Annotated in this window: 16 protein-coding genes and 4 pseudogenes; 9 read left to right on the plus strand and 11 right to left on the minus strand. The window is 58.7% G+C overall.

Annotation, left to right across the window (positions count from 1 at the left end; all coding sequences use genetic code 11):
• Window positions 1-136: 136 nt before the first annotated feature.
• The 3 genes from BXE_RS36250 to BXE_RS36260 form a co-directional block, all read right to left on the minus strand.
• Window positions 137-565, minus strand: a complete 429-nt coding sequence (locus tag BXE_RS36250; protein WP_148223047.1) for a hypothetical protein — start codon at window positions 563-565, stop codon at window positions 137-139.
• A gap of 114 nt (window positions 566-679) precedes the next feature.
• A complete protein-coding gene (locus BXE_RS36255; protein ID WP_011493088.1) occupies window positions 680-1,051 on the minus strand; it encodes a helix-turn-helix domain-containing protein in 372 nt (123 codons plus the stop codon).
• Window positions 1,052-1,445: 394 nt separating this feature from the next.
• Complete coding sequence (locus tag BXE_RS36260) at window positions 1,446-1,904, minus strand: Lrp/AsnC family transcriptional regulator (protein ID WP_011493089.1); 459 nt, start codon at window positions 1,902-1,904, stop codon at window positions 1,446-1,448.
• A gap of 171 nt (window positions 1,905-2,075) precedes the next feature.
• Here BXE_RS36260 and BXE_RS36265 point away from each other — a divergent pair, with 171 nt between their 5' ends.
• The 7 genes and pseudogenes from BXE_RS36265 to BXE_RS36295 form a co-directional block, all read left to right on the plus strand.
• Window positions 2,076-3,818 carry an alpha-keto acid decarboxylase family protein gene (locus BXE_RS36265; protein ID WP_011493090.1) on the plus strand — a complete coding sequence of 581 codons (1,743 nt, stop codon included), beginning with the start codon at window positions 2,076-2,078 and terminating at the stop codon, window positions 3,816-3,818.
• Between the two features lie 75 nt (window positions 3,819-3,893).
• Entirely contained in the window at window positions 3,894-5,387 is a 1,494-nt protein-coding gene (locus BXE_RS36270; RefSeq protein ID WP_011493091.1) for an aldehyde dehydrogenase family protein, read from the plus strand.
• A gap of 58 nt (window positions 5,388-5,445) precedes the next feature.
• On the plus strand, window positions 5,446-6,708 hold the full coding sequence (locus BXE_RS36275) for an alpha-hydroxy acid oxidase (protein WP_011493092.1): 1,263 nt from the start codon (window positions 5,446-5,448) through the stop codon (window positions 6,706-6,708).
• Between the two features lie 396 nt (window positions 6,709-7,104).
• The gene (fliE, locus tag BXE_RS36280) at window positions 7,105-7,443 is read left to right on the plus strand and encodes a flagellar hook-basal body complex protein FliE (RefSeq protein WP_040124243.1); all 339 of its coding nucleotides are present in this window, start codon (window positions 7,105-7,107) and stop codon (window positions 7,441-7,443) included.
• An 88-nt stretch (window positions 7,444-7,531) separates the two neighbouring features.
• The gene (locus BXE_RS36285; RefSeq protein WP_040124241.1) at window positions 7,532-7,864 is read left to right on the plus strand and encodes a hypothetical protein; all 333 of its coding nucleotides are present in this window, start codon (window positions 7,532-7,534) and stop codon (window positions 7,862-7,864) included.
• A gap of 52 nt (window positions 7,865-7,916) precedes the next feature.
• On the plus strand, window positions 7,917-8,600 hold the full coding sequence (locus BXE_RS36290) for a class I SAM-dependent methyltransferase (RefSeq protein WP_081435606.1): 684 nt from the start codon (window positions 7,917-7,919) through the stop codon (window positions 8,598-8,600).
• 380 nt (window positions 8,601-8,980) lie between these two features.
• Window positions 8,981-9,709: pseudogene (locus BXE_RS36295) on the plus strand (IS110 family transposase); the annotation flags it as partial.
• Between the two features lie 415 nt (window positions 9,710-10,124).
• On the opposite strand, the gene BXE_RS47005 reads toward BXE_RS36295, so the two are convergent.
• The 3 genes and pseudogenes from BXE_RS47005 to BXE_RS36310 form a co-directional block, all read right to left on the minus strand.
• On the minus strand, window positions 10,125-10,589 hold the full coding sequence (locus BXE_RS47005) for a reverse transcriptase domain-containing protein (protein ID WP_199577128.1): 465 nt from the start codon (window positions 10,587-10,589) through the stop codon (window positions 10,125-10,127).
• A 246-nt stretch (window positions 10,590-10,835) separates the two neighbouring features.
• A pseudogene (locus BXE_RS36305) lies at window positions 10,836-11,539 on the minus strand (VIT family protein).
• Window positions 11,536-12,111 carry a cytochrome b gene (locus tag BXE_RS36310; protein ID WP_011493097.1) on the minus strand — a complete coding sequence of 192 codons (576 nt, stop codon included), beginning with the start codon at window positions 12,109-12,111 and terminating at the stop codon, window positions 11,536-11,538. Before BXE_RS36310 ends, BXE_RS36305 begins: the two are co-directional and overlap by 4 nt.
• 364 nt (window positions 12,112-12,475) lie before the next feature.
• Here BXE_RS36310 and BXE_RS36315 point away from each other — a divergent pair.
• Window positions 12,476-13,791: pseudogene (locus tag BXE_RS36315) on the plus strand (PQQ-dependent sugar dehydrogenase).
• A gap of 394 nt (window positions 13,792-14,185) precedes the next feature.
• Here the strand turns inward: BXE_RS36315 and BXE_RS36320 are convergent.
• Window positions 14,186-14,407: a hypothetical protein gene (locus BXE_RS36320; RefSeq protein ID WP_040124237.1), complete on the minus strand. Its 222-nt coding sequence runs from the start codon at window positions 14,405-14,407 to the stop codon at window positions 14,186-14,188.
• A 169-nt stretch (window positions 14,408-14,576) separates the two neighbouring features.
• Between BXE_RS36320 and BXE_RS44850 the strand changes: the two are divergent.
• A pseudogene (locus tag BXE_RS44850) lies at window positions 14,577-14,998 on the plus strand (NUDIX hydrolase).
• A gap of 661 nt (window positions 14,999-15,659) precedes the next feature.
• Here BXE_RS44850 and chrA read toward each other — a convergent pair.
• The 4 genes from chrA to BXE_RS48325 form a co-directional block, all read right to left on the minus strand.
• A complete protein-coding gene (chrA, locus tag BXE_RS36325) occupies window positions 15,660-16,898 on the minus strand; it encodes a chromate efflux transporter (RefSeq protein WP_011493101.1) in 1,239 nt (412 codons plus the stop codon).
• A gap of 347 nt (window positions 16,899-17,245) precedes the next feature.
• Window positions 17,246-17,506 carry a DUF4148 domain-containing protein gene (locus BXE_RS48320; RefSeq protein WP_011493102.1) on the minus strand — a complete coding sequence of 87 codons (261 nt, stop codon included), beginning with the start codon at window positions 17,504-17,506 and terminating at the stop codon, window positions 17,246-17,248.
• Between the two features lie 55 nt (window positions 17,507-17,561).
• Window positions 17,562-17,900 (minus strand): flagellar hook-basal body complex protein FliE, encoded by a 339-nt coding sequence (fliE, locus tag BXE_RS36330; protein ID WP_040125102.1) that lies wholly within the window; start codon window positions 17,898-17,900, stop codon window positions 17,562-17,564.
• A gap of 514 nt (window positions 17,901-18,414) precedes the next feature.
• Window positions 18,415-18,918 carry a nitroreductase family protein gene (locus tag BXE_RS48325; protein WP_081435607.1) on the minus strand — a complete coding sequence of 168 codons (504 nt, stop codon included), beginning with the start codon at window positions 18,916-18,918 and terminating at the stop codon, window positions 18,415-18,417.
• Window positions 18,919-19,175 lie beyond the last annotated feature (257 nt).

Here is a 19,175-nt window from a genome sequence, read left to right on the forward strand (position 1 = left end):
GCGTTCTTTTCGCTAGTCCGAAAACATACGGGGCTGAGCCTGCGCGGCACGCAGTATAGCCGAGAGAGGCTACGCCACGCTTTCGCGCGGGCCTCAGGAACCTGGAGCCTGGGCAATCCGAACGAGCGTACCCGCCTTAGAAGTCCTCAACCGCTGCTTCAAGGTAGACAGGCCAATGTTCAACCGCAGAGACTCTCTTCAGCAACTCGATGTCCCGCTTCGCAAACTCGATTCCACGTAAGCGTTGCTCACGCAATGCGCTCAGGTGCTCAATCGACGCTTTTCGCCTTTCCAGTCGTTTCTCGTACTGGTCAACTATCTCGGGATGGACCTGTTCGCCGGTACCGTACTCGAATTCCTGCACGAATAGGCCAGTTAGCGCAGATTTCCTTTCCGCGGCCTTTTTTACGTACTCGAGTAAGGCCTCGACTGCATCTCTATCATTCTCAAGTTGCCGGATGCGAGCGTCGATTCTCTTTACCTTCTCTTCGAATTCGCGAACCTTTCCTTCCGCTCCTTCTATAAGGCCGGGAACCGCTTCCGTGTTGACTACTGGCTCATTCATGGCCATTTCCCCCATGTGTGGTTCTCTTTTGGGCTGCGGACATTGCCGCAACATCATTCAATAATATGCCGGCATCCCCGCCATGGTCTGGCTTCATCTTAGCAACGTCGGGGTTCACCAGTTAATCGAGACGGACGCCGCGCCGCGCCGCTTCAGCTCGGCGACGATTTCGTCGATAGGGGCGTCGCGAAGCAAGCGAGCATTAGGTAGTGTTTCGCTCGCATATGTGGCGGTGGCAGTTGGCGGCGAGTCGACATTGGCGACAGGGGGGCTGTCTGGAAACAAAACTCCATTGAGCTTTTCCCATGTTTTCAGGCCGGGAAAAGTGGCGTTACTATGCTCCGCGTTCTCATAGCGCGACGGCATGACCTCGTGAATTCCTACCCGCTTCGCGAGCTCGCGAAAGCTAAGGTTAGCGGCAAGGCGCGCCTCTTTCAGTGCGGTGCGAAAGTTCGGGTCTGTAACCTTGGGTAGTTGCGTGGCCATCTGAAGTTAGCTCCTTTGCACCAAAAAGTTTGCAAAGGTTATCAAACGTTTGTTTTGCGCGCAAGTATTGGTTAGTTGGGTTGGTGGGCGCTTAACGCTGTAGACGCCTTGCACCTTGCGTAAGGGCCACCGCGAAACGTCCTCGCGCCGCGGAAGCGTCGCGGTAGCGTTTGTTGAGGTGACCCGGCTCGACGCGTATCAGGAGGCGCCTCCATGGGCGACGGTGACGGGTGAGGGACATCGGGAATATATGGGGACACTCGGCAACTGTCACCGCAAGGAAAGCAATCTCATCTTTCGCTTCCCAAATTCTCACGCGATACATCCCACGCCTTGCAAAGCGTTGCGAGACGGGGCGAGAAATCTCACGTTATGGGTACTGCTACATACACCATCACCGCTTCGTCGGCAACTGACTCGTCTGTTTCATCTGCTTCAGGACGACATACGACTTCACATGCGAAATCGTGTCGCTGACCAGCAACGTGTTCGTGACGAAGTCCGCCAGTTGCTCAAGGTTCTCCGCCACGACTTTCAGCATATAGTCGGCGTCCCCGCTCACCGCATGCGCCTCCTGTATCGCGTCGTCCGATTCCACCAGTCGCTGGAACGCACGTAACGACTTCGCGTCGTGTGCCTGCAGGTTTACGTGGACGAAGGCGAGAACATCCAGCCCGACGGCCTTGCTGTCGAGCCGAGCCGAGTAACCGGCGATCACCCCCGCCTCTTCAAGCGCGGTCCTGCGCCGCGAACATTGCGACGCGGACAGGCCGATCATGTTGCCCACTTCCTGGTTCGTCAAACGTGCGTCAGCCTGCAGTGCGGCCAGCATTTTCCAGTCGAAGCTATCCAATTTCCACTCCTCTAACTATGCACAATCTGTGCATGACAGTGACAAAACAGGCCGTAAAACGCACACAACATGCGGTATTGACGCACTACATTGTAGTCATCCGGCGGCCAAACGACATCACAGCCGAGTCGTCCCGCCATGCACTGTTCTTTCTTTCGGAGGCATCCCATCATGCGTATGCAAATCGGCGCTTTTCTTGCCCGTCGGCTCACCGAAGCCGGTGTCCGACATCTGTTTGGCGTACCAGGCGACTTCAACCTGTCCTTTCTCGAACAGATCCAGGAAGCAGACGGGATCGAGTTTGTTGGCAACTGCAACGAACTGAACGCTGCCTATGCCGCCGATGGCTACGCTCGCACGTCCGGCATCGCAGCGCTCGTCACAACATTTGGCGTGGGCGACCTGGGAGCGATCGGCGGTATCGCGGGTGCCTATGCGGAAAACGTGCCTGTCGTGCACATCACCGGTACGCCGCCGCTGCACGCCGTCAACAGCCGGGCGCTCGTGCATCACACGCTCGTGAATGGCGACTATGACAACATCGGGCGCTGCATGTCCGAATTCACCGTAGCCCAGACGCGTATCACGCCCGCCAACGCAGCCTTCGAGATCGACCGCGTGCTGCGCTCTTGCTGGCTTGAACGCCGTCCGGTGCACCTGCAACTGCCTTCCGATGTCACGCACGTCGTCGTGGAGGTGCCCGAAGCGCCTCTCATGCTCGCCGATCCCTCCAGCGATCCCCACCAGTTGCGTGAAGCCACGCGACGCATCGTTGAAGCCCTTGCGTCCGCACGTTTCCCCGCCATCGTCGTGGACGCGGACGCTGACCGCTTTGGGGTCACGGAACTGGTACAGAAACTCGCCGAGAAGTGCAGCATCCCATGCGCGTCGCTGACGCCAGCCAAGAGTGCACTCAACGAAACGTCCCGGCACTACGTGGGGACCTATGTGGGCGCTGCCAGCGCTGAGCCGGTGCGCTCGATCGTCGAAAACGCGGACTGCCTGATCGGCGTGGGCCTGCGCTTCACGGACACGAGTACCGCGCTGTTCTCGCAGCACTTCAACCCGGAAGCCTTCATCGACCTGCGCCGGCACGACCTGAGTCTCGGAACAACCCAGATTCCAGGCGTCACGCTCAGGGACGTGCTCGCCCGGGTGGTGGACGACGCACAGCCCGTGGTCCGCGAACGTGCAACCCAGGCTCTCGCCGCTGCTAGCGACGCGCTACCCGCCTCATCCGGCAACGTGCCGCTCACGCATGCCGCGCTATGGCCGCGTATCCGCCGCTTCCTGAAACCTCGCGACGTGATCCTCGGTGAAGCGGGTACCTCACACGCATCGCTCTCCGCGATGAAGCTGCCGCCCGGCGCGACCTACATCGCACAGCCCATCTGGGGTGCAATCGGCTATACGCTGCCCGCGCTGTTCGGCTCGCTGGTCGGTACCCCTTCACGCCGCCATTTGCTGTTCATCGGCGACGGCTCATTCCAGCTCACGGCCCAGGAGCTGTCTTCCATTCTGCGCCGCGACCTGAAGCCGGTGATCTTTCTGCTGAACAACTCGGGCTACACGATCGAGCGGCTGATTCTCGGCGAACACTCCGCCTATAACGACGTCGCCAACTGGCACTACGCCGGACTGCCGCATGCGTTCGACCGACGCGAGCGCGCACTGTCTCTCGTCGTCGAGACGGTCGCAGATCTTGAGGCGGCGCTGAATCGGGCCGAGTCTGCCGAGCACCTCGTGTTCATCGAATTGAAGCTGCCGATGATGGACGCACCGGAGTCGTTGAAAAAGTTCGCCGATATCTTCGCAGACTTCGACTACGGCGAACGCGGGCCACGGAACCCTTCGAAGCTCGTAGCGTCCGAGGCCCCGGCTCATGGCCACAGCCTGACCGACGAAACCGCCTGAGCTCGGACGCGCCGCATCCCATACGCAAGTTGCGCGTCTTCCTACAGCCGCCCAACCGCAACCAGAGACACGATCATGGCAGACATTCGCATTCTTTCCGAAGTCGAAACCTTCCTCGCACGCCAGCACAGACAGTACATTGACGGCCAGGCGGTAGCAGCGATGGACACGGTTGCGACCGACATCATCAACCCGTCGAACCGGAAGGTCGTCGCGTCGGTACGTCAGGCCACACCTGCCCAGGTTCAGCACGCCGTGGCGAGTGCGCACGAGGCTTTTACCGGCGTGTGGCAACAGACCTCGGCTGCGCGCCGCGGCGAACTGCTGAACCGTCTTGCCGATCTGATGCAGGCGCATCGCGAGGAACTCGCACAAATCGAAAGCCTCTCATCGGGCAAGCTCATCGGCCTGTCGCGCGCGTTCGAGATCGACTACTCGATTGCGTTCCTGCGCTATTACGCCGGCTGGGCGACGAAGATTCATGGCCAGACAATGAACCTGTCGCTGCCGTCCTCGAACGGTGAACAGTATACGGGCTTCACGCTGCGTCAGCCGATCGGCGTGGTGGCCGGCATCGTGCCATGGAATTTCTCGATCATGATTGCGGTCTGGAAGTTCGGGTCCGCTCTTGCCTGCGGTTGCACGGCGGTTATCAAGCCAAGCGAATTCACGCCGCTTACGATGCTGCGGGTCGCAGAACTCGCCCTTGAAGCGGGGATCCCGCCCGGGGTGCTCAACATAGTGAACGGCAACGGCAGGACGGTCGGCACCGCGCTGATTGCGCACCCCAAAGTCGCGAAAGTCACGTTCACAGGGTCGGTTCCGACCGGGGTGGGCGTCGGCGTGGCCGCGATGCAGGCCGGACTCAAGCACGTCACGCTTGAACTCGGCGGCAAAAACCCGGCGGGCTTCCTGCGAGATTTTCCAGTCGAGCGTACGGTGGACGGCATCATCGAGGCGGCCTACTTGCACCAGGGCGAAGTCTGCGCATCGGCCGAACGGTTCTATGTGCACCGCTCGCGCATCGACGACGTTCTGGAGGCTCTACATCACACGCTCGCGACCCTAAAAATTGGCTCCGCGCTCGATGAAAGCGCGCAGTTCGGCCCGCTGGCCAACGCCGCACACTTCGCCAAGGTGATGGCGTTCTTCGAAAAGGCGCGCGCGCAGGATGGAGAGATCGTCCACGGCGGCACAGTCGCACCAGGCGACGGCTTCTTCGTTCAGCCCACGGCAATCCCTGCCCGTTCGCAAGCCGACACCATCATGACCGAGGAAACGTTCGGGCCGGTCGCGAGCTTTCTCGCGTACGACGACGAAGAAGAAATGCTGCACTACATGAACGACACGCACTTCGGCCTCACGGCAAGCATCTGGACTAATGACCTCTCCAAGGCATTGCGCTTTGTGCCGCGTGTGGAAGCGGGTACGGTGTGGGTCAACATGCACAACTATATCGATCCAGCCATGCCGTTCGGAGGCGTCAAGTCCTCCGGTATCGGCCGCGAGTTCGGCGAGGCGTTCATCGAGTACTTCACGGAATTGAAATCAGTGATCGTCCGGTATTGATGCCAGCGGCCGCGGCGACATGGAAAGCCTCAAACATACGGATACAGGAGATACGTGAATGTCTGACGTCTCTAAAGCATGGAACATCGACGACCTTCGCCGCATGGCAAGTCACAATGTACCGAAGCATTTCCTTGACTACCTGCAGGGTGGCGCCAACAGCGAGACGACAATGCAGTCGAACCGCTTGGACTTTGCCCAGTGGGCTCTGATACAGAAGGTGCTCGCCGGCATCCAGGAGAACTCCACGGATCTCGGCACGACCTATCTCGGCGAACGCCATGAGCTTCCTGTGTTGCTCGGCCCCGTAGGTTTCGCCGGCATGTATCACCGCAACGGCGAAATCGCCGCAGGTCGCGCAGCCGGGAAAGCCGGCATCGCACAGGTGCTGTCGACCTTTTCGATTGCGTCGCTCGAGGAAGTCGCGCAGTCGCATCGCTGTTCGCTGTATTTCCAGCTCTATGTATTCCGCAAGCGCGAACTGACGGAACACATGCTCGAGCGCTGCCGCAAGGCGAAGATCGGCACGATCTTTCTTACAGTGGATACACCCTTCGCACCGGTACGCGAACGCGACGCACGTAACGGCTTCCGTGCCCGCACCACGCTTTCGCCCGGCATGCTGCTCTCGATGCTGCGGCATCCACTGTGGTGCATGGGTGCAATCGCCAACGGCATACCCAGCGTAGGCAACTGCAAGCCGTACCCGGAACTCGGCAGCTCGCTCATGGAACAGTCCGTGAACCTCGGGCGCATGATCGATCCGACACTCGCGTGGAGCGACATCAAGTGGCTGCGCGATCGTTGGGAAGGCAAGATCGTTATCAAGGGTATCCTCGATGCCGACGATGCACGTCGTGCGGTCGACGCGGGCGCCAACGGGATCGTGGTTTCGAATCACGGCGGGCGCCAGCTCGACCCGGCGCCGTCGACGATCAGCGTACTGCCCGAAATCGCCAAGGCAGTGGGAAAGCGAACCGAAGTCCTGATGGATGGCGGCATCCGCCGCGGAGCGGATGTCCTCAAGGCACTGGCGCTCGGTGCAACTGCGGTACTCCTCGGTCGGGCATACATCTACGGGCTCGGCGCAGGCGGTGAAAAAGGCGTGACCCGTTGCCTCGATCTGCTCAGGGAAGAGATGCGCCCCGCACTGAACATGATGGGCTTTCGCACCATCGATCAGCTTAAGGCAGCAGGCAGCGACGCGCTGCGCCTGAGCGCTTCGTTCCCCTCGACATCCCACTTAGCGGAAAACGACGCCGCCGTCCGCGAAAAGCCGAATGCGCACGTTGTAGAAATACGCGGTTCAAGCGTTGCATGACCGAGGCCGACGAAGGTTGAAGCATGAAGCTCGCGACACCCCGAGCCGGATGCCGTGACGCTCATTGTCCAAAATTGCAACCGGGCCGGGTTTGCCGGACCGCTTGCGCTGGGTACCCATGATTGAGCTCGTGCTATGCAACTCGAAAAGGCGGTAATACAAAGTCCTGCCGGATATAGCGATACGGCATTCGACCTTCCCCTTCGACCTATGCCAGATGACAAAGATGTAATCCGACTGCCTGAACTGTGAAATGCTGACGTTGCTATGATCACAACAGATTCCGAGACAATCGGTTCACGGCGCGACCGATTGCGTCATCGCTTGTATAGGTCCGATTTGCGATCTGATCAGCAAAATATATGAGCGTCGGCAGGGCAGGCATTGGGGCATCCGATGAATGAATTAAATCCGATCGCTTCTGCATTGCACCAAATTCAGGCAATCGCGACCGAAGCGCCTGCAGATACAAAGCCGGACCTGACGGCTATCATTTCGGGCGCTGCCGGATCCGCTAATTTTGGAGATCTGTTGCGGCGGTCGCTGACCAAGATAAGCAGCGAGCAGGCGTTAAGTACGCGTGAGACTCAGAAATTCGAATTGGGCGCGCAAAGCGTGGCGCTTATTGAGGTGATGATCGATGGAGCGAACGCCGGCATCTTGTTTCAGGAATCACTCCAGATTCGTAACAGCTTGATAAGCGCGTACTCGACGATCATGCGGTTGGATTTATAGTCCTGCAATCTACAGAGTTCCATCGGACTTGAGTTCGAGTGCTCGTTGCCCACTGCCAGCCGCTACCAACCCTATGAATCCGTCAACCATGGACATGCTTCGGGCGTACCTGACGACGGCGTCGCTGGCATCTGTCTTCATCGCGACGCTCGCACTGGCCGCGCTTGAGGTATTCGGAATATCCGACGAGGCCTTTCAAGCGCCAGCCTTTCGGGCCGGTGCCTTTGCCGCCGTCATTTACCTGGTACTATTGACCAAAAAGGCGGCTGAACTCGCGTTCCATACCGCGGTCGCCAATCGCCACAGCACCCGCATCGAAGCACTGAGCCACAGCATCTCCGTCTCCCGCAGATGTCCACGACTTCAACTTGTCATCCTGCACTTGCGGTTCAGTCGTAGACTCTTTGATCTGGTGGATTGAGTTTGATACGCGGCGAGCTTTTTTTATCTCTAACGCGATCAAGGTGTCATCTATGAGTCATATCGCTTCTCGCAGCTTAAACCTAGTAGAGGAGTCCCCCGTTCCAGCTCCGCCGGAACTGATCGAACAATGTTTCAACCGGGTTGAGTATTATCAGCCGCTTTATGGGGTCACAGGCGTCGAGGGCCCGCTGCGTTCGTGCCGTGACAGAGCTGTGGTCATTGAAATGGCGCTCGATTCCTTAGGACGGCGCCTTAGCCTTGTCGACTTCGGCTCGTCGCTCGGATACTTTCCATTTTTCTTTGCGGACCGTGGCGCCCAGACGACCGGTGTGGATATCAACCCCGAGAACACGGCGGTCGCGCTTGCCACCCAACGCGTCAACGGTCTGAGTGCCACGTTCAAAACCGCGCCTCTCGATTTGACGACAGTCAGCGCAATCTCTCCCGGCGAATACGACGTAGCGCTCGCACTGAGTGTGCTTCACCACATCACGTTACGACGTGGTATGGACTACGTCACGCAGTTGGTTGCTGAACTGATCGCCCGCATTCCAACACTGATCGTCGAGCTTGCTCATCGCGACGAAGACGTTAACTTTGCGTGGCGAGCGTCTCTTCCAGTAGATCCTCTAGAAATATTCTCTGCATGCCTCGACATCCAGATTCAACACCTGGGGAACTTCTCGAGTCATCTTTCGTCGAGTGTCCGCCCCATGTATCTCATCAAGAGGTAGTTTAGTCGAACGAACGCACGCCGCTAGCCAGGGGGAGTTGACCTGCGCACTCGAAAAGCCTCGTCAGATGAGCGGCTCCCTCGCACTCAGGTATACGATGCGTTCGGCACCAAAGACCTAACCAGAATCGACTCGTGGACGGAACACCGGTCGCGGTAGGGACGATGGTTACCCATCGCCCCGTTACTATCTTCATTCCTCGACAATCGGGGATTTGGCCAGCTAGGCCCGGCATGATTCTCGCCCCCAGTCGCAGCCATGATCCGGGGGGTGTTGTCACCGGGCCTGGTGGGTGGCTGGTGATCGCTAATAGGGGCTCGGCCAGGATATCTTGAGGCCGTCCGTAACGTAGATGCCGAGACTTGCCACCGATGTTGCAGGCCAACCGCATTCGAGGTCTGCTCACCCAGATTCATCCGGCGCTGGAAAGGGTCCTGGGGCCGCGCCTCGACCATCCGGCCGTGCTCGATCTGCTTGAGCGATACCCGTCATCCGCCGAGCTCGCCTCAGCCAGCGAGAAAACACTCGCCAACCGCCTCACCAAACTCGCACCTCGCATGGGCAAGAGCTTGGCTGCCGACATCGTCCAGGCGCTCAGCGAACAGGCTGTGATCGTGCCCGGTACTCAGGCCGCAACCATCGTCATGCCGCGTCTTGCCCAGCAACTCGCATCCTTGCGCAAGCAACGCGAGGAGGTTGCCAGCGAAGTTGAACGTCTGGTGCACGCACACCCTCTTTGGCCGGTCCTGACCAGCATGCCGGGAGTCGGCGTCAGGACCGCCGCCAGACTCCTCACTGAAGTCGCTCACAAAGCCTTCGCATCGGCTGCGCATCTCGCCGCCTACGCCGGCCTCGCCCCGGTGACCCGACGCTCGGGCTCGTCCATCCGTGGCGAACACCCGTCCAGACGGGGCAACAAGGTACTCAAGAGAGCGCTCTTCCTCTCGGCCTTTGCTACCCTGCGAGACCCGATCTCAAGGGACTATTACGCGCGCAAGGTCCAGCAGGGCAACCGCCACAATCAGGCGCTCATCGCTCTCGCTCGACGACGCTGCGACGTGCTGCGCGACGGCACCCTCTACCAACCAAAATCCGCCCCTACCGCTTGACGAATCACATAGGGGCACCCCCCGCACAGATTCGTACGTGCAGCATTACTGCATACGGCTCCTACCAAAAGTGTTAACCCGAGACCGCTGCGTGGGATGTGGATGGACGATTCGACCTGGTGGCAGGTATCGGCGAAGCAACCTCGCGAAACGCGACCACGGCAGGCGTCTGAGTTGACTTCGGCGCAGTAACGCATGCCGCCATGCACGACCGACTTCCCGAAGGAATCGAGCCAGCCGCCGCATGTTGTCAGGCACCGCACGGTAGTTCAGATATCCCCGGAGTACTCGCCGCAGCCACTGACCTGTCACAAGCACAGGTTCATAACGCCGCCGCATGAGCGTTTCCCGAGTGCTCGCCAGCGTTGCGCGCATCCGCTCCTTGATCGTCAGCCGCACGATCTTGAAGTCGCCATTACTGCGCCGCGTACTGCAACAATGCGTGAACCCCAGAAAGTCGAAGGTCTCCGGCTTGCGCATGCCGCGCTCCCGACACTGCTGCGTGGCAAATCGCCCGAAGCGAATCAACCGCGTTTTTGTCGGGATGCAGTTGCAATCCAAAGTGCGCCATTCGCTCCTGCAATGCTCGCAGAAAACGTCGTGCTTCCCCCTCACACTGGAATCCCAGCACACTGTCATCGGCATAGCGAACGATAATCACGTCGCCGGCCGCATGTCGGTTACGCCATTGCTGCGCCCATAAACTCAGCGCGTAGTGCATATAGACATTGGCGAGTAACGGTGAGATCACCGAGCTCTGAGGTGTGCCCCGCATCGATGCAACGCGGCGGCCTTCCTCAATCGTACCAGCCTTCAGCCATTTACGGATCAGGCGAATCGTCCGCCGGTCGGCAATCAAAACAGGTCTTAACGGTCTCAAAACCAGTTTCCACTTTGCCGAAAGTACCTGAGGGAAACCTGAAGCACTTCGAACAGGTCACCTCGGATCGCGTATCTACGACAATGCTCCAATTCGACCGGGGTCGGGACGACCCTCAAAACGGCAATAGGCAGCATAATAGCGGCGGCTTTGGCTGCTGGACATTCCGAAAAAATTTGAGCCGAGCAAGCAGATGACAGCCGTCGCGGAATAGCAAGTGACTCTATTGCGGAAAGATGTCACGGTTTAAATTGCGCCGAATATGGCACCGACCGCAGATGCCACCCCCATCGACAGCGCGCTCCAGAAGGTGACCCGCAATACACCAGGCCCTATTTTCGCCCCGCCAACGCGCGCGGCAAGTCCGCCAAGGATCGCCAGGGAAACCAGCGCCGTCACCGCGATGCTCGGGGCCACCCATGGCTACGGGCGAGCGCCGTAACGATGAGCGACAAAGCTGCCCCCACCGAAAAGCTGCTGGCTGACGCTAGCGCGGCCTGCAACGGATTTGCCCTGGTCGTTTCCGAAATACCCAATTCGTCTCGGGCATGCGCGCCCAGTGCGGCGTGAGCCATTAGAGCCTGCGCGACCTGTTTCGCAAGCGCCATATCGAGGCCGCGCCGTACGTAAATCGCCGCCAGCTCCCGATGCACGCGCGCGCCATCCGCATCGAGTTCCTCCTGATCTTCGGCGAGCGCCGCAGTTTCTGTATCCGCCTGCGACGAAACCGATACGTACTCGCCTGTAGCCATCGACATCGCGCCGGGTACCAATCCAGCCACGCCGGTCAACACCAGATGACCGTGTTCGGCGTGCGCGGACGCGACGCCGATTATCAGACTCGCCGTCGAAATGATACCGTCGTTTGCACCAAGCACCGCAGCGCGTAACCAGCCAATCGCCTTGATTCGATGTGGTTCCTTGTAGCTTTTGGAATTGGCAGACCCTATCGCTGTCGCCCCTGATCGCGAGACAGCCCTGCGTGGGGCAGCATCCGTTGCAGCACATGGTCTTTCAGAATAAGACGGTGGAACAGCGCAGCCATGACATGCAGACCAATCAGTGCGAAGAGCACCCATGCGAGGATGCCGTGCACGTCACCCATCTCCCGGCCGAAAGCCGAGCCCAGTTCGCTAAGTGCAGGATAACGCACCACGCCCAGCAAGCGGACCGTCCAGCCGCGTGAGGACGCGTTGATCCATCCGAGCAGCGGCACTATCACGAGGGCGGCGTAGAGGAGAACATGTGTAATACGCGAGACGTTGCTAAGCAGAGGCGGCAACTCGTCCGACGTCGGCTGATGCGTCAGTCGCCAGATCACCCGGATTGCCATGACGGCGACGAGCGTCGCGCCCACCCCAAGATGCCAGGCGATCAGATTAACCGGCTGCGTATCTTTGTGGAAATCTGGCATCGTCCAGCCGATCATAAATTGCAATGCGACCAACAGGGCCGTTAGCCAGTGCAGTGTGCGTGCGACCGCGTCATAAGCCGGACGCCGCAATTCGTAGACCTTGGCCATTCTTGCTCCTCAAGTTGTCACGACTTGATGAATTGATGGGTTCGCGGCCTGCGAATTCTGAACTGATGGCCAAAAAAAGCATTCCGCAAGTCCGAGCGATGCTAGCGACCTTACCTTAAGGGAACCTGACGCTGGGGAGGGGCGATCCGGATGCTTGACTCCGCTGCTGTTTCCGCGCAGCCGTCAACGTGGCGTCAGCACGACCGGGAAGCCGGGAGGCTAGGTTTCCACACGGGTCACGCGAATAGGTTACGCGTTAGCAGGCAACGTCACAGGCCGGTTTCTTGCTATCGGTCGGATGCATCGTCAATTAACGCCCTTCACTCTGAACCATAAGCGCCTGCTAAACCGTCTGGCTATTTCAATGGTTTTGCCGCTGGCCTCCTGCGCGATTGGACCATCAAGTTCAACCGATACGGGCTTCGGCGCATCGCCCGCCATGCCGGCTCCAGAATCGTCATTGGTTCCGGTGGTTAACATCGCGCCCATTCAGGCGCCTCCCGACGGTTTCGTACCCACCGCTGCCGCCGGCTTTGTCGTCACCCAGTTTGCCGGTGGCCTCGCGCATCCGCGCTGGCTTTACACGTTGCCCAATGGTGACGTACTGGTCGCGGAAAGCGACGCGCCACATGAACACGATGAAGGCAGCGGCCTATTCGGCTGGATCAGAAAGCAGGTCATGAAGCGCGCCGGCGCCGGTGTGCCGAGCCCCGATCGGATTGTGCTGTTGCGCGATGTGGATGGCAGCGGCGTGGCGAGGACTCAGGCCGTGCTTCTGGGTGGCCTGCACTCGCCGTTCGGGATGGCGCTCATTGGCAATCAACTCTATGTTGCCGATACGGACGCTCTGTTGCGTTTCAACTATGTGACGGGCACCACTCAGATTACAAGTCCCGGCGTCAAGGTTGCCAGCTTGCCGGGCGGGCCGATCAACCATCACTGGACCAAAAATATCCTTGCCGATCGGTCCGGCAAGCATCTGTACATCACGGTGGGATCGAACAGCAACGCAGGGGAAAATGGAGTCGATTCCGAAGAAGGTCGAGCGCGTGTCCTTGTGTTCGACATCGAAACGGCCCATGTGCGGCCTTATGCGACTGGATTTCGCAACACCAATGGACTTGGCTGGCAACCGGACAGTGGCGCGTTGTGGACGGTAGTCAATGAGCGGGACGATCTCGGCAACAATCTTGTTCCCGACTACATGACCGCCGTGAAAGATGGCGCTTTTATGGCTCTCCCTACAGCTACTACGGCCAGCACATCGACACCCGCGTCAAACCACAACGCCCCGATCTGGTTGCAAAGGCCATCGCGCCGGACTATGCGCTCGGCAATCATACGGCTTCGCCAGGTCTGGTCTTTTACGACCGGACGCTGTTCCCGCCTCGTTATCGTGGAGGCGCATTTGTCGGCCAGCATGGATCATGGAACCGCAAACCGCGTACCGGCTATAAGGTGGTGTTTGTGCCGTTTGTCGATGGAAAACCTGCAGGCGTGCCTGAGGGTTTCCTGCGCGGCTTTCTGACGGCAGGCGGCTACGCAGTGGGTCGACCCGTTGGCGTCGCACTGAACGCGCATGGGGCCCTGCTCGTAGCTGACGATGTCGGTAACGCCGTATGGCGGGTAGCGCCGCGTAACAATGCCAAATTGGCTGACATAGCGCCGGTAGGTAAATGACACGGCACCAGCGGTTTGTTCCGGAAGGGCGTGAGCGCAAGATTTAGAGCCCGCATTATCGTGCTTCGGCAGTCTGCGAAACTTGATATGAACATCCGCGCTAGTCGATCGCTGCACGGACAAATTGTCGAACGACCGATAGCTGAACAATTATCAGCCGTTCGCAAGACCCCTTTAACCGTCTCTTCGTGGCCGAGATGGAAATATTCGGCCAGCGTCCGCGGGTCAGCAGCTCGGCCTCGACACGAATTTGCCTTGCCGACGCGTGAAGAACTTTCGGCAGAGGTCGCCCAACGTCAGACTTCGGCACAACCTGCCAGCGGCAAAGGCTCTGCGCTCCAGCGCAGGGAGGAGAGCGATCTAAGCGACAGCATCCTTGGTCCCAGCAGGCGATCTACCGACGTTTGTTGCAGAGTTCGCGGCCCGCATAGATAACCAGAAACAGGCCTACGAGCACGACCGCTATTGCCAGCGATTCGTCTTGCCGTCCGGGGGGAACCGACGACGTCGCGTAAAACCAAAGGCCCGTGCCGACCGCCGTCATGAGAACGCCAAAGACAAGCCCCCACACCGGTCCCGCCGTATTGGTGCTTCCTGATTTGTGAGACATTTTCATCGCTATACTCCGTCCGGCCTGCACGGAATTTTCCCAACTGCAGGCCCTTGCGAGCTACGCAGTCGCACTACATAACATACAGGTAGCGTACGCGGGCAAAAGACACCATCAACAGGCTAGATTTATCATTGAGGTATTCGGCGCTTTGCGATCAAACGGACAGACACCGATGAAATTGAGGGCAACCGTTCTGTGTGTCCGCGACAACCGTATCTTGCTGGTTGCCAGGCTGAGGTCGCGATGGGCGCTTCCGGGCGGCCGTATCCGTCGCGGGGAAGAGCCACACGAGGCTGCGTTGCGCGAACTGGAAGAGGAAACGACGCTCGCTGCGACCGAACTGGTGTACCTTTTTCAGTTCAGTGGATTAACACGGTACACCATGTCTTCTTCGCTGATGTGGCGCATCAGGCGACCGCGCAGCCGAGCAACGAAATCGCCAGATGCAAATGGTTCGTCCCGATCAAGATCAAGACCCTTTCTACAAGTGTTCCGACCCAGGGAATTGTCGAGCTTTTCTTTCGGCATATGGCCGCTGTCGAACACAATGATTCCCAGCGGATGCTGGAGCGGACCGGAGATGTGACTGTATGAGCCGAACCTACTAATATCAAGGCTTCGACATCGAAGTGGCCGTTGAGGCCGACTTCGTCTGGAAGAGCGCGCGCACCGTTACCGGAGCAGTCTTATCTCCTCTTCGTTTGGGTGAATCAAGAGGCAAGCCATTTCTCAGCAAAGCGGATGCGCTCACGGGCGGTTATAGCGCGGGCCGGCGAATCGTCGATGACCTGTTCCATTCATAGTCAGATGGTCAGCGGACAAAACCAGCGGGCGCCTCGAGCATGCGCCATCGGAGACACGATCGAGCAGGTTCATGTTGCAGCCTTGGTCAGCCCGCGCTAGGTGTAGTCCTGCCTGGCGCATTGTTTGTCATCGAGCAACCACTTGTCCCCGTCCAATAGCGTAGCCTGGAGCACGAATCGATCAGCCAGTGGCTCTCGTACCAGCAAACTCGTGCGGCCTTCGTGTGCGCCGGAAACCAGCCTGCTTTTTTCATTGCTCCTCCGGACAAGGTGGGTAAACGAGTTTACGTGATGCGACGCATCCAGCGTGCGTAGTGGATACCGGTCGCTGAGTCTGTCTCGTGGACAATCATTTGACCACGTCTCTTTTTGATTTCGCGCGGCAGTTCGGCTGGGCGAGTGCTCGGAGTAGCTCGCAGTACCCCGCCGTCCGTGATCAGGAAGTCAGGCTATCAGCGTAGTGCGAACTCGGCGATACCCGCGAGCGCACAGAAGCTGACGACAGCGAGCGGGCGGGTCTTCCAGAGTGTCAACATGAAAAAGCCAATGGCGGCAATGGCGAAGTCGACTTGGGACAGAACCGCGGTCGTCCACACAGGGGAGTAGAGTGCTGTTGCCAGCAACCCCACAACGGCAGCGTTGGCGCCGCTCAAAATCGCCCCCATTGACGGGCGGCTCCGAAGCGCTTGCCAGTATGGCAAAGCCGCCAGCACGAGCAGCAGGCCAGGAAGAAAAATTCCTACGGTCGCGATGGCCGCACCTGTCCAGTGATTCGGTGTCGGGGCCATAACCCAACCGAGGAATGCAGCGAACGTGAACAGCGGCCCCGGGACTGCCTGCGCGGCGCCGTAACCGGCGAGGAAATCGTTCGGTGCTACCCATCCGGTTACGACCGTTGCCTGCTGGAGAAGCGGGAGTACCACGTGACCACCGCCAAACACGAGTGCACCCGAGCGATAAAAGGCCTCGAATACATTGATCGTCTGGCTTGTGGGGAAAAGTGTGGCCGTTGCTGGAAATCCGATCAGCAACACAACGAACAGCGCAAGCGCCATGGCGCCAACCACGCGGGAAATGCGCCTCTCATCGGTATGCCGCTGCACGCGCACTTCCACTGCCGAACCGGACGTCCTGCATAATGCGAGTCCGAGCACTGCGCCGAGGCCGATAACGAAAAGCTGCGCGTAAACGGTGGTCAGGACGCTGAGCACCGCCATGGCGACAAGTGCGATGGCCGTCCGGCAAGGATCCGGACACAAGCGACGTGCCATGTCCCATACCGCTTGCGCCACGACAGTAACGGCAACCAGCTTCAGGCCGTGGATCAGCCCTCCACCTACCGGCCCGCCCAGGCTCGGAGCGATAGTAGCAAACCCGAGTAACAGAAGAACCGAAGGCAACGTGAAGCCGCACCAGGCCGCAAGTCCCCCCAGCCAGCCGGCCCGCAAAAGCCCAATAGAAAATCCCACCTGACTGCTGGTCGGTCCTGGCAGAAATTGACAGAGGCCGACGAGATCCGTGTACGCTTCTTCGTCGAGCCAGCGACGCTGCTCAACGAATTCCCGCCGGAAGTAGCCAATGTGCGCGATAGGACCGCCAAAGCACGTTAGGCCCAGTTTGAGAAACACCGTGAGGACTTCGGAAGCAGTCCCTGCGGCGGCCGAGCGCGGCGAAGTCATTCCAGTTTCCATGGAGTTGCGGCTTTCCAGTAGCGACAGACGATGGGGCTGTTAACGGCTAGGTACCCGCATTCTGCACTTAACTGCGAGGCGATGTTCCTTTGCGATTCGGCAGGCCCCTCTTGACGCAACACCGAGCGGCCAGGATCTGCCGACGGGTGACTGAAATTGGGCCGAACCGGGCCCACAGCGACCGCGCCAAAGCAACCCTGATAGGACCTTCGATTTGCCCCGTCGCGGTCATTCCTAGTACGGCGCGTCATTACCGCATCAAATTAAACTTGATCGCCCTCCAATGTGAGCTCGCCCCCCACGGACCTTGCACAATGTATCCGGAACAGCGCTGGCGGGAGGCGAGGTCAATGGCCGTCAGGGCTTCGGCGTGAACTAACTGCTGGAACCGACGCCGCTTTGTCGGCCGCAATCTTTGCCTCTGCTTGCTGTATGTCGACCGGGTAGTTTGGCTCAGTCCACCGGCTCATATAACCAGCTCGTTCAACGTTCAATAGGTCGGCCCGAACTTCTGCTCGTGTTAGTGGGACATTGTCAGACTGTGCGTGAACCAGAAATGGAAACGCAAAGATGCTGCTTAACGTGACAGCACGAATAAAAATTCTCATGATGGGGCGAGTCCTGCAGATACGAATGACGACCGTTGCTGCGCCATTCCAGGGGTTACAAATCCAACTGCATTATCGTCTTGTAGGCACTTACCAGCCTATTGCGAATCTGGAGTGAATCCTGAAACATAATACCTGCCTCCGCCCCATCGATCATTACGTCGCTAAGCGAAACGTTTGGCGCCCCGAGTTCGAATGCCTGACCCTCACGCTTGCCCAATGCTTGCCTATCGCTTATCTTTGCCAGCGATTTCTGCAACAGTTCTCCGAAACTAACTGAGCCGGCGTCGCTTGAAAGGGCAGCCGCCAAGTTCTGCGTTCCGTATCCCGCTGCTTCAGTCTGCATTGCCTGTATCTGCTGCAATGCAGATGCGATCGGATTCACCTGATTCATCGGTTCCCCCAACGTGCGCCCTACCGACGCTAAAAAAATTCAATCTTTCGGACTATAAAGCCCTGACATGTGCGGGCGGCGCCACCTCGTTGCGCCGCCGGACCGTTTATTCTGCGCATTGCATCATCATGGCGATGTCTGCATTTCACATCTCAAACAGACGGATTACAATTTTGTCATTTTGCGTAGGCCGAAGGCCCGACGGACCATAGACGAACATCGCCGATTGTCGGCGATCCAGGTGGCGATGACGACTGGCGGCTTCTTTAATTGAGCGGTGACGTCAAGGGTCGATCTCCGATGGTTTTGTGTTGGAAACGTCGTTTGCGCGGGTCACGCTTCTTTCCGCAGTCGGCTCATCAATCACGTCACGCTGCACGCATTGGTCGAGCAGGCAACCACACCTACCAAGGCTGGACACTCAGAATGACGTCTCGACGCTGCCTCAGCGTTAAGGGTGCGCTTGCTTGTGCTCTACCCGGCGAGACGCCGGGTTTCTCGAGAGAGTCGTTGTCTACATGGAGACCAAGCTGACCGATTCTTCGAGCGGCGCGCGGCTGGTTCGATATGAATTGGCAGGATGCCGTTCACCGGCATAACCGAAGGATATTGCACACACCATCTTTCGGTCCCCGCCCAGGCTCAATTCCCGTCTGACGACCTTCGCATACGACGACAGCGCAGCTTGGGGAATTGTCGCTAGTCCGCTGTCATGCGCGGCAAGCAGGAAGTTGCTGACGTAGCATCCACAGTCGATTGCTCCGTAGAGCCCTACCGGTTTCTGCTCGCTTCGCCTCGACAGAAAATTGCTTCCCGGTCTTCGTGTTGGTTGCGGTGAATTCGCAATGCGATGAGTTTCGATCGTCTTCGTCTTCAAATTCGATTTTGAAGTCGGCGCGCACAAGCGTGGCCGCAACCTGCACTTCGTAACGTGCACCAAAGAAATTTTCTTTATTGCGCAGCCGTTCCACGAGTTTCGTCTGCAACTCGGCATTGTGGCCAAGTTCGTACAGATCATAGGCTAGCTGAACGTATGCCCGAGCCGCGCCGGTCGCCGGGCCGCCAGATACTTTCCCCGGCTCCTTGACAAACTGCTGCTGGTGATCATAGACTCGTTGATACCAGACCAATAGCGGATGACGCCCTTCCAGCGGCTTCTTTAACTCGATGTTGCCCCATCCTGGGCCGATTGCCATCTTGATGTTCTCGCCGAGGAAATCATGGAAGGTCTTCCACTTCTTTGAGTGAAGCAGGCGATTCTTTACAGCAACAATT

It is taken from the genome of Paraburkholderia xenovorans LB400 (assembly GCF_000013645.1).
GTDB lineage: Bacteria > Pseudomonadota > Gammaproteobacteria > Burkholderiales > Burkholderiaceae > Paraburkholderia > Paraburkholderia xenovorans.

Coding starts and splice junctions, on each gene's coding strand:
- BXE_RS36250 (WP_148223047.1), bottom strand. CDS start 565: ATGAATGAGCCAGTAGTCAACACGGAAGCGGTTCCCGGCCTTATAGAA.
- BXE_RS36255 (WP_011493088.1), bottom strand. CDS start 1,051: ATGGCCACGCAACTACCCAAGGTTACAGACCCGAACTTTCGCACCGCA.
- BXE_RS36265 (WP_011493090.1), top strand. CDS start 2,076: ATGCGTATGCAAATCGGCGCTTTTCTTGCCCGTCGGCTCACCGAAGCC.
- BXE_RS36270 (WP_011493091.1), top strand. CDS start 3,894: ATGGCAGACATTCGCATTCTTTCCGAAGTCGAAACCTTCCTCGCACGC.
- BXE_RS36275 (WP_011493092.1), top strand. CDS start 5,446: ATGTCTGACGTCTCTAAAGCATGGAACATCGACGACCTTCGCCGCATG.
- fliE (WP_040124243.1), top strand. CDS start 7,105: ATGAATGAATTAAATCCGATCGCTTCTGCATTGCACCAAATTCAGGCA.
- BXE_RS36285 (WP_040124241.1), top strand. CDS start 7,532: ATGGACATGCTTCGGGCGTACCTGACGACGGCGTCGCTGGCATCTGTC.
- BXE_RS36290 (WP_081435606.1), top strand. CDS start 7,917: ATGAGTCATATCGCTTCTCGCAGCTTAAACCTAGTAGAGGAGTCCCCC.
- BXE_RS36310 (WP_011493097.1), bottom strand. CDS start 12,111: ATGGCCAAGGTCTACGAATTGCGGCGTCCGGCTTATGACGCGGTCGCA.
- BXE_RS36320 (WP_040124237.1), bottom strand. CDS start 14,407: ATGAAAATGTCTCACAAATCAGGAAGCACCAATACGGCGGGACCGGTG.
- chrA (WP_011493101.1), bottom strand. CDS start 16,898: ATGGAAACTGGAATGACTTCGCCGCGCTCGGCCGCCGCAGGGACTGCT.
- BXE_RS48320 (WP_011493102.1), bottom strand. CDS start 17,506: ATGAGAATTTTTATTCGTGCTGTCACGTTAAGCAGCATCTTTGCGTTT.
- fliE (WP_040125102.1), bottom strand. CDS start 17,900: ATGAATCAGGTGAATCCGATCGCATCTGCATTGCAGCAGATACAGGCA.
- BXE_RS48325 (WP_081435607.1), bottom strand. CDS start 18,918: ATGATCTGTACGAACTTGGCCACAATGCCGAGTTGCAGACGAAACTCG.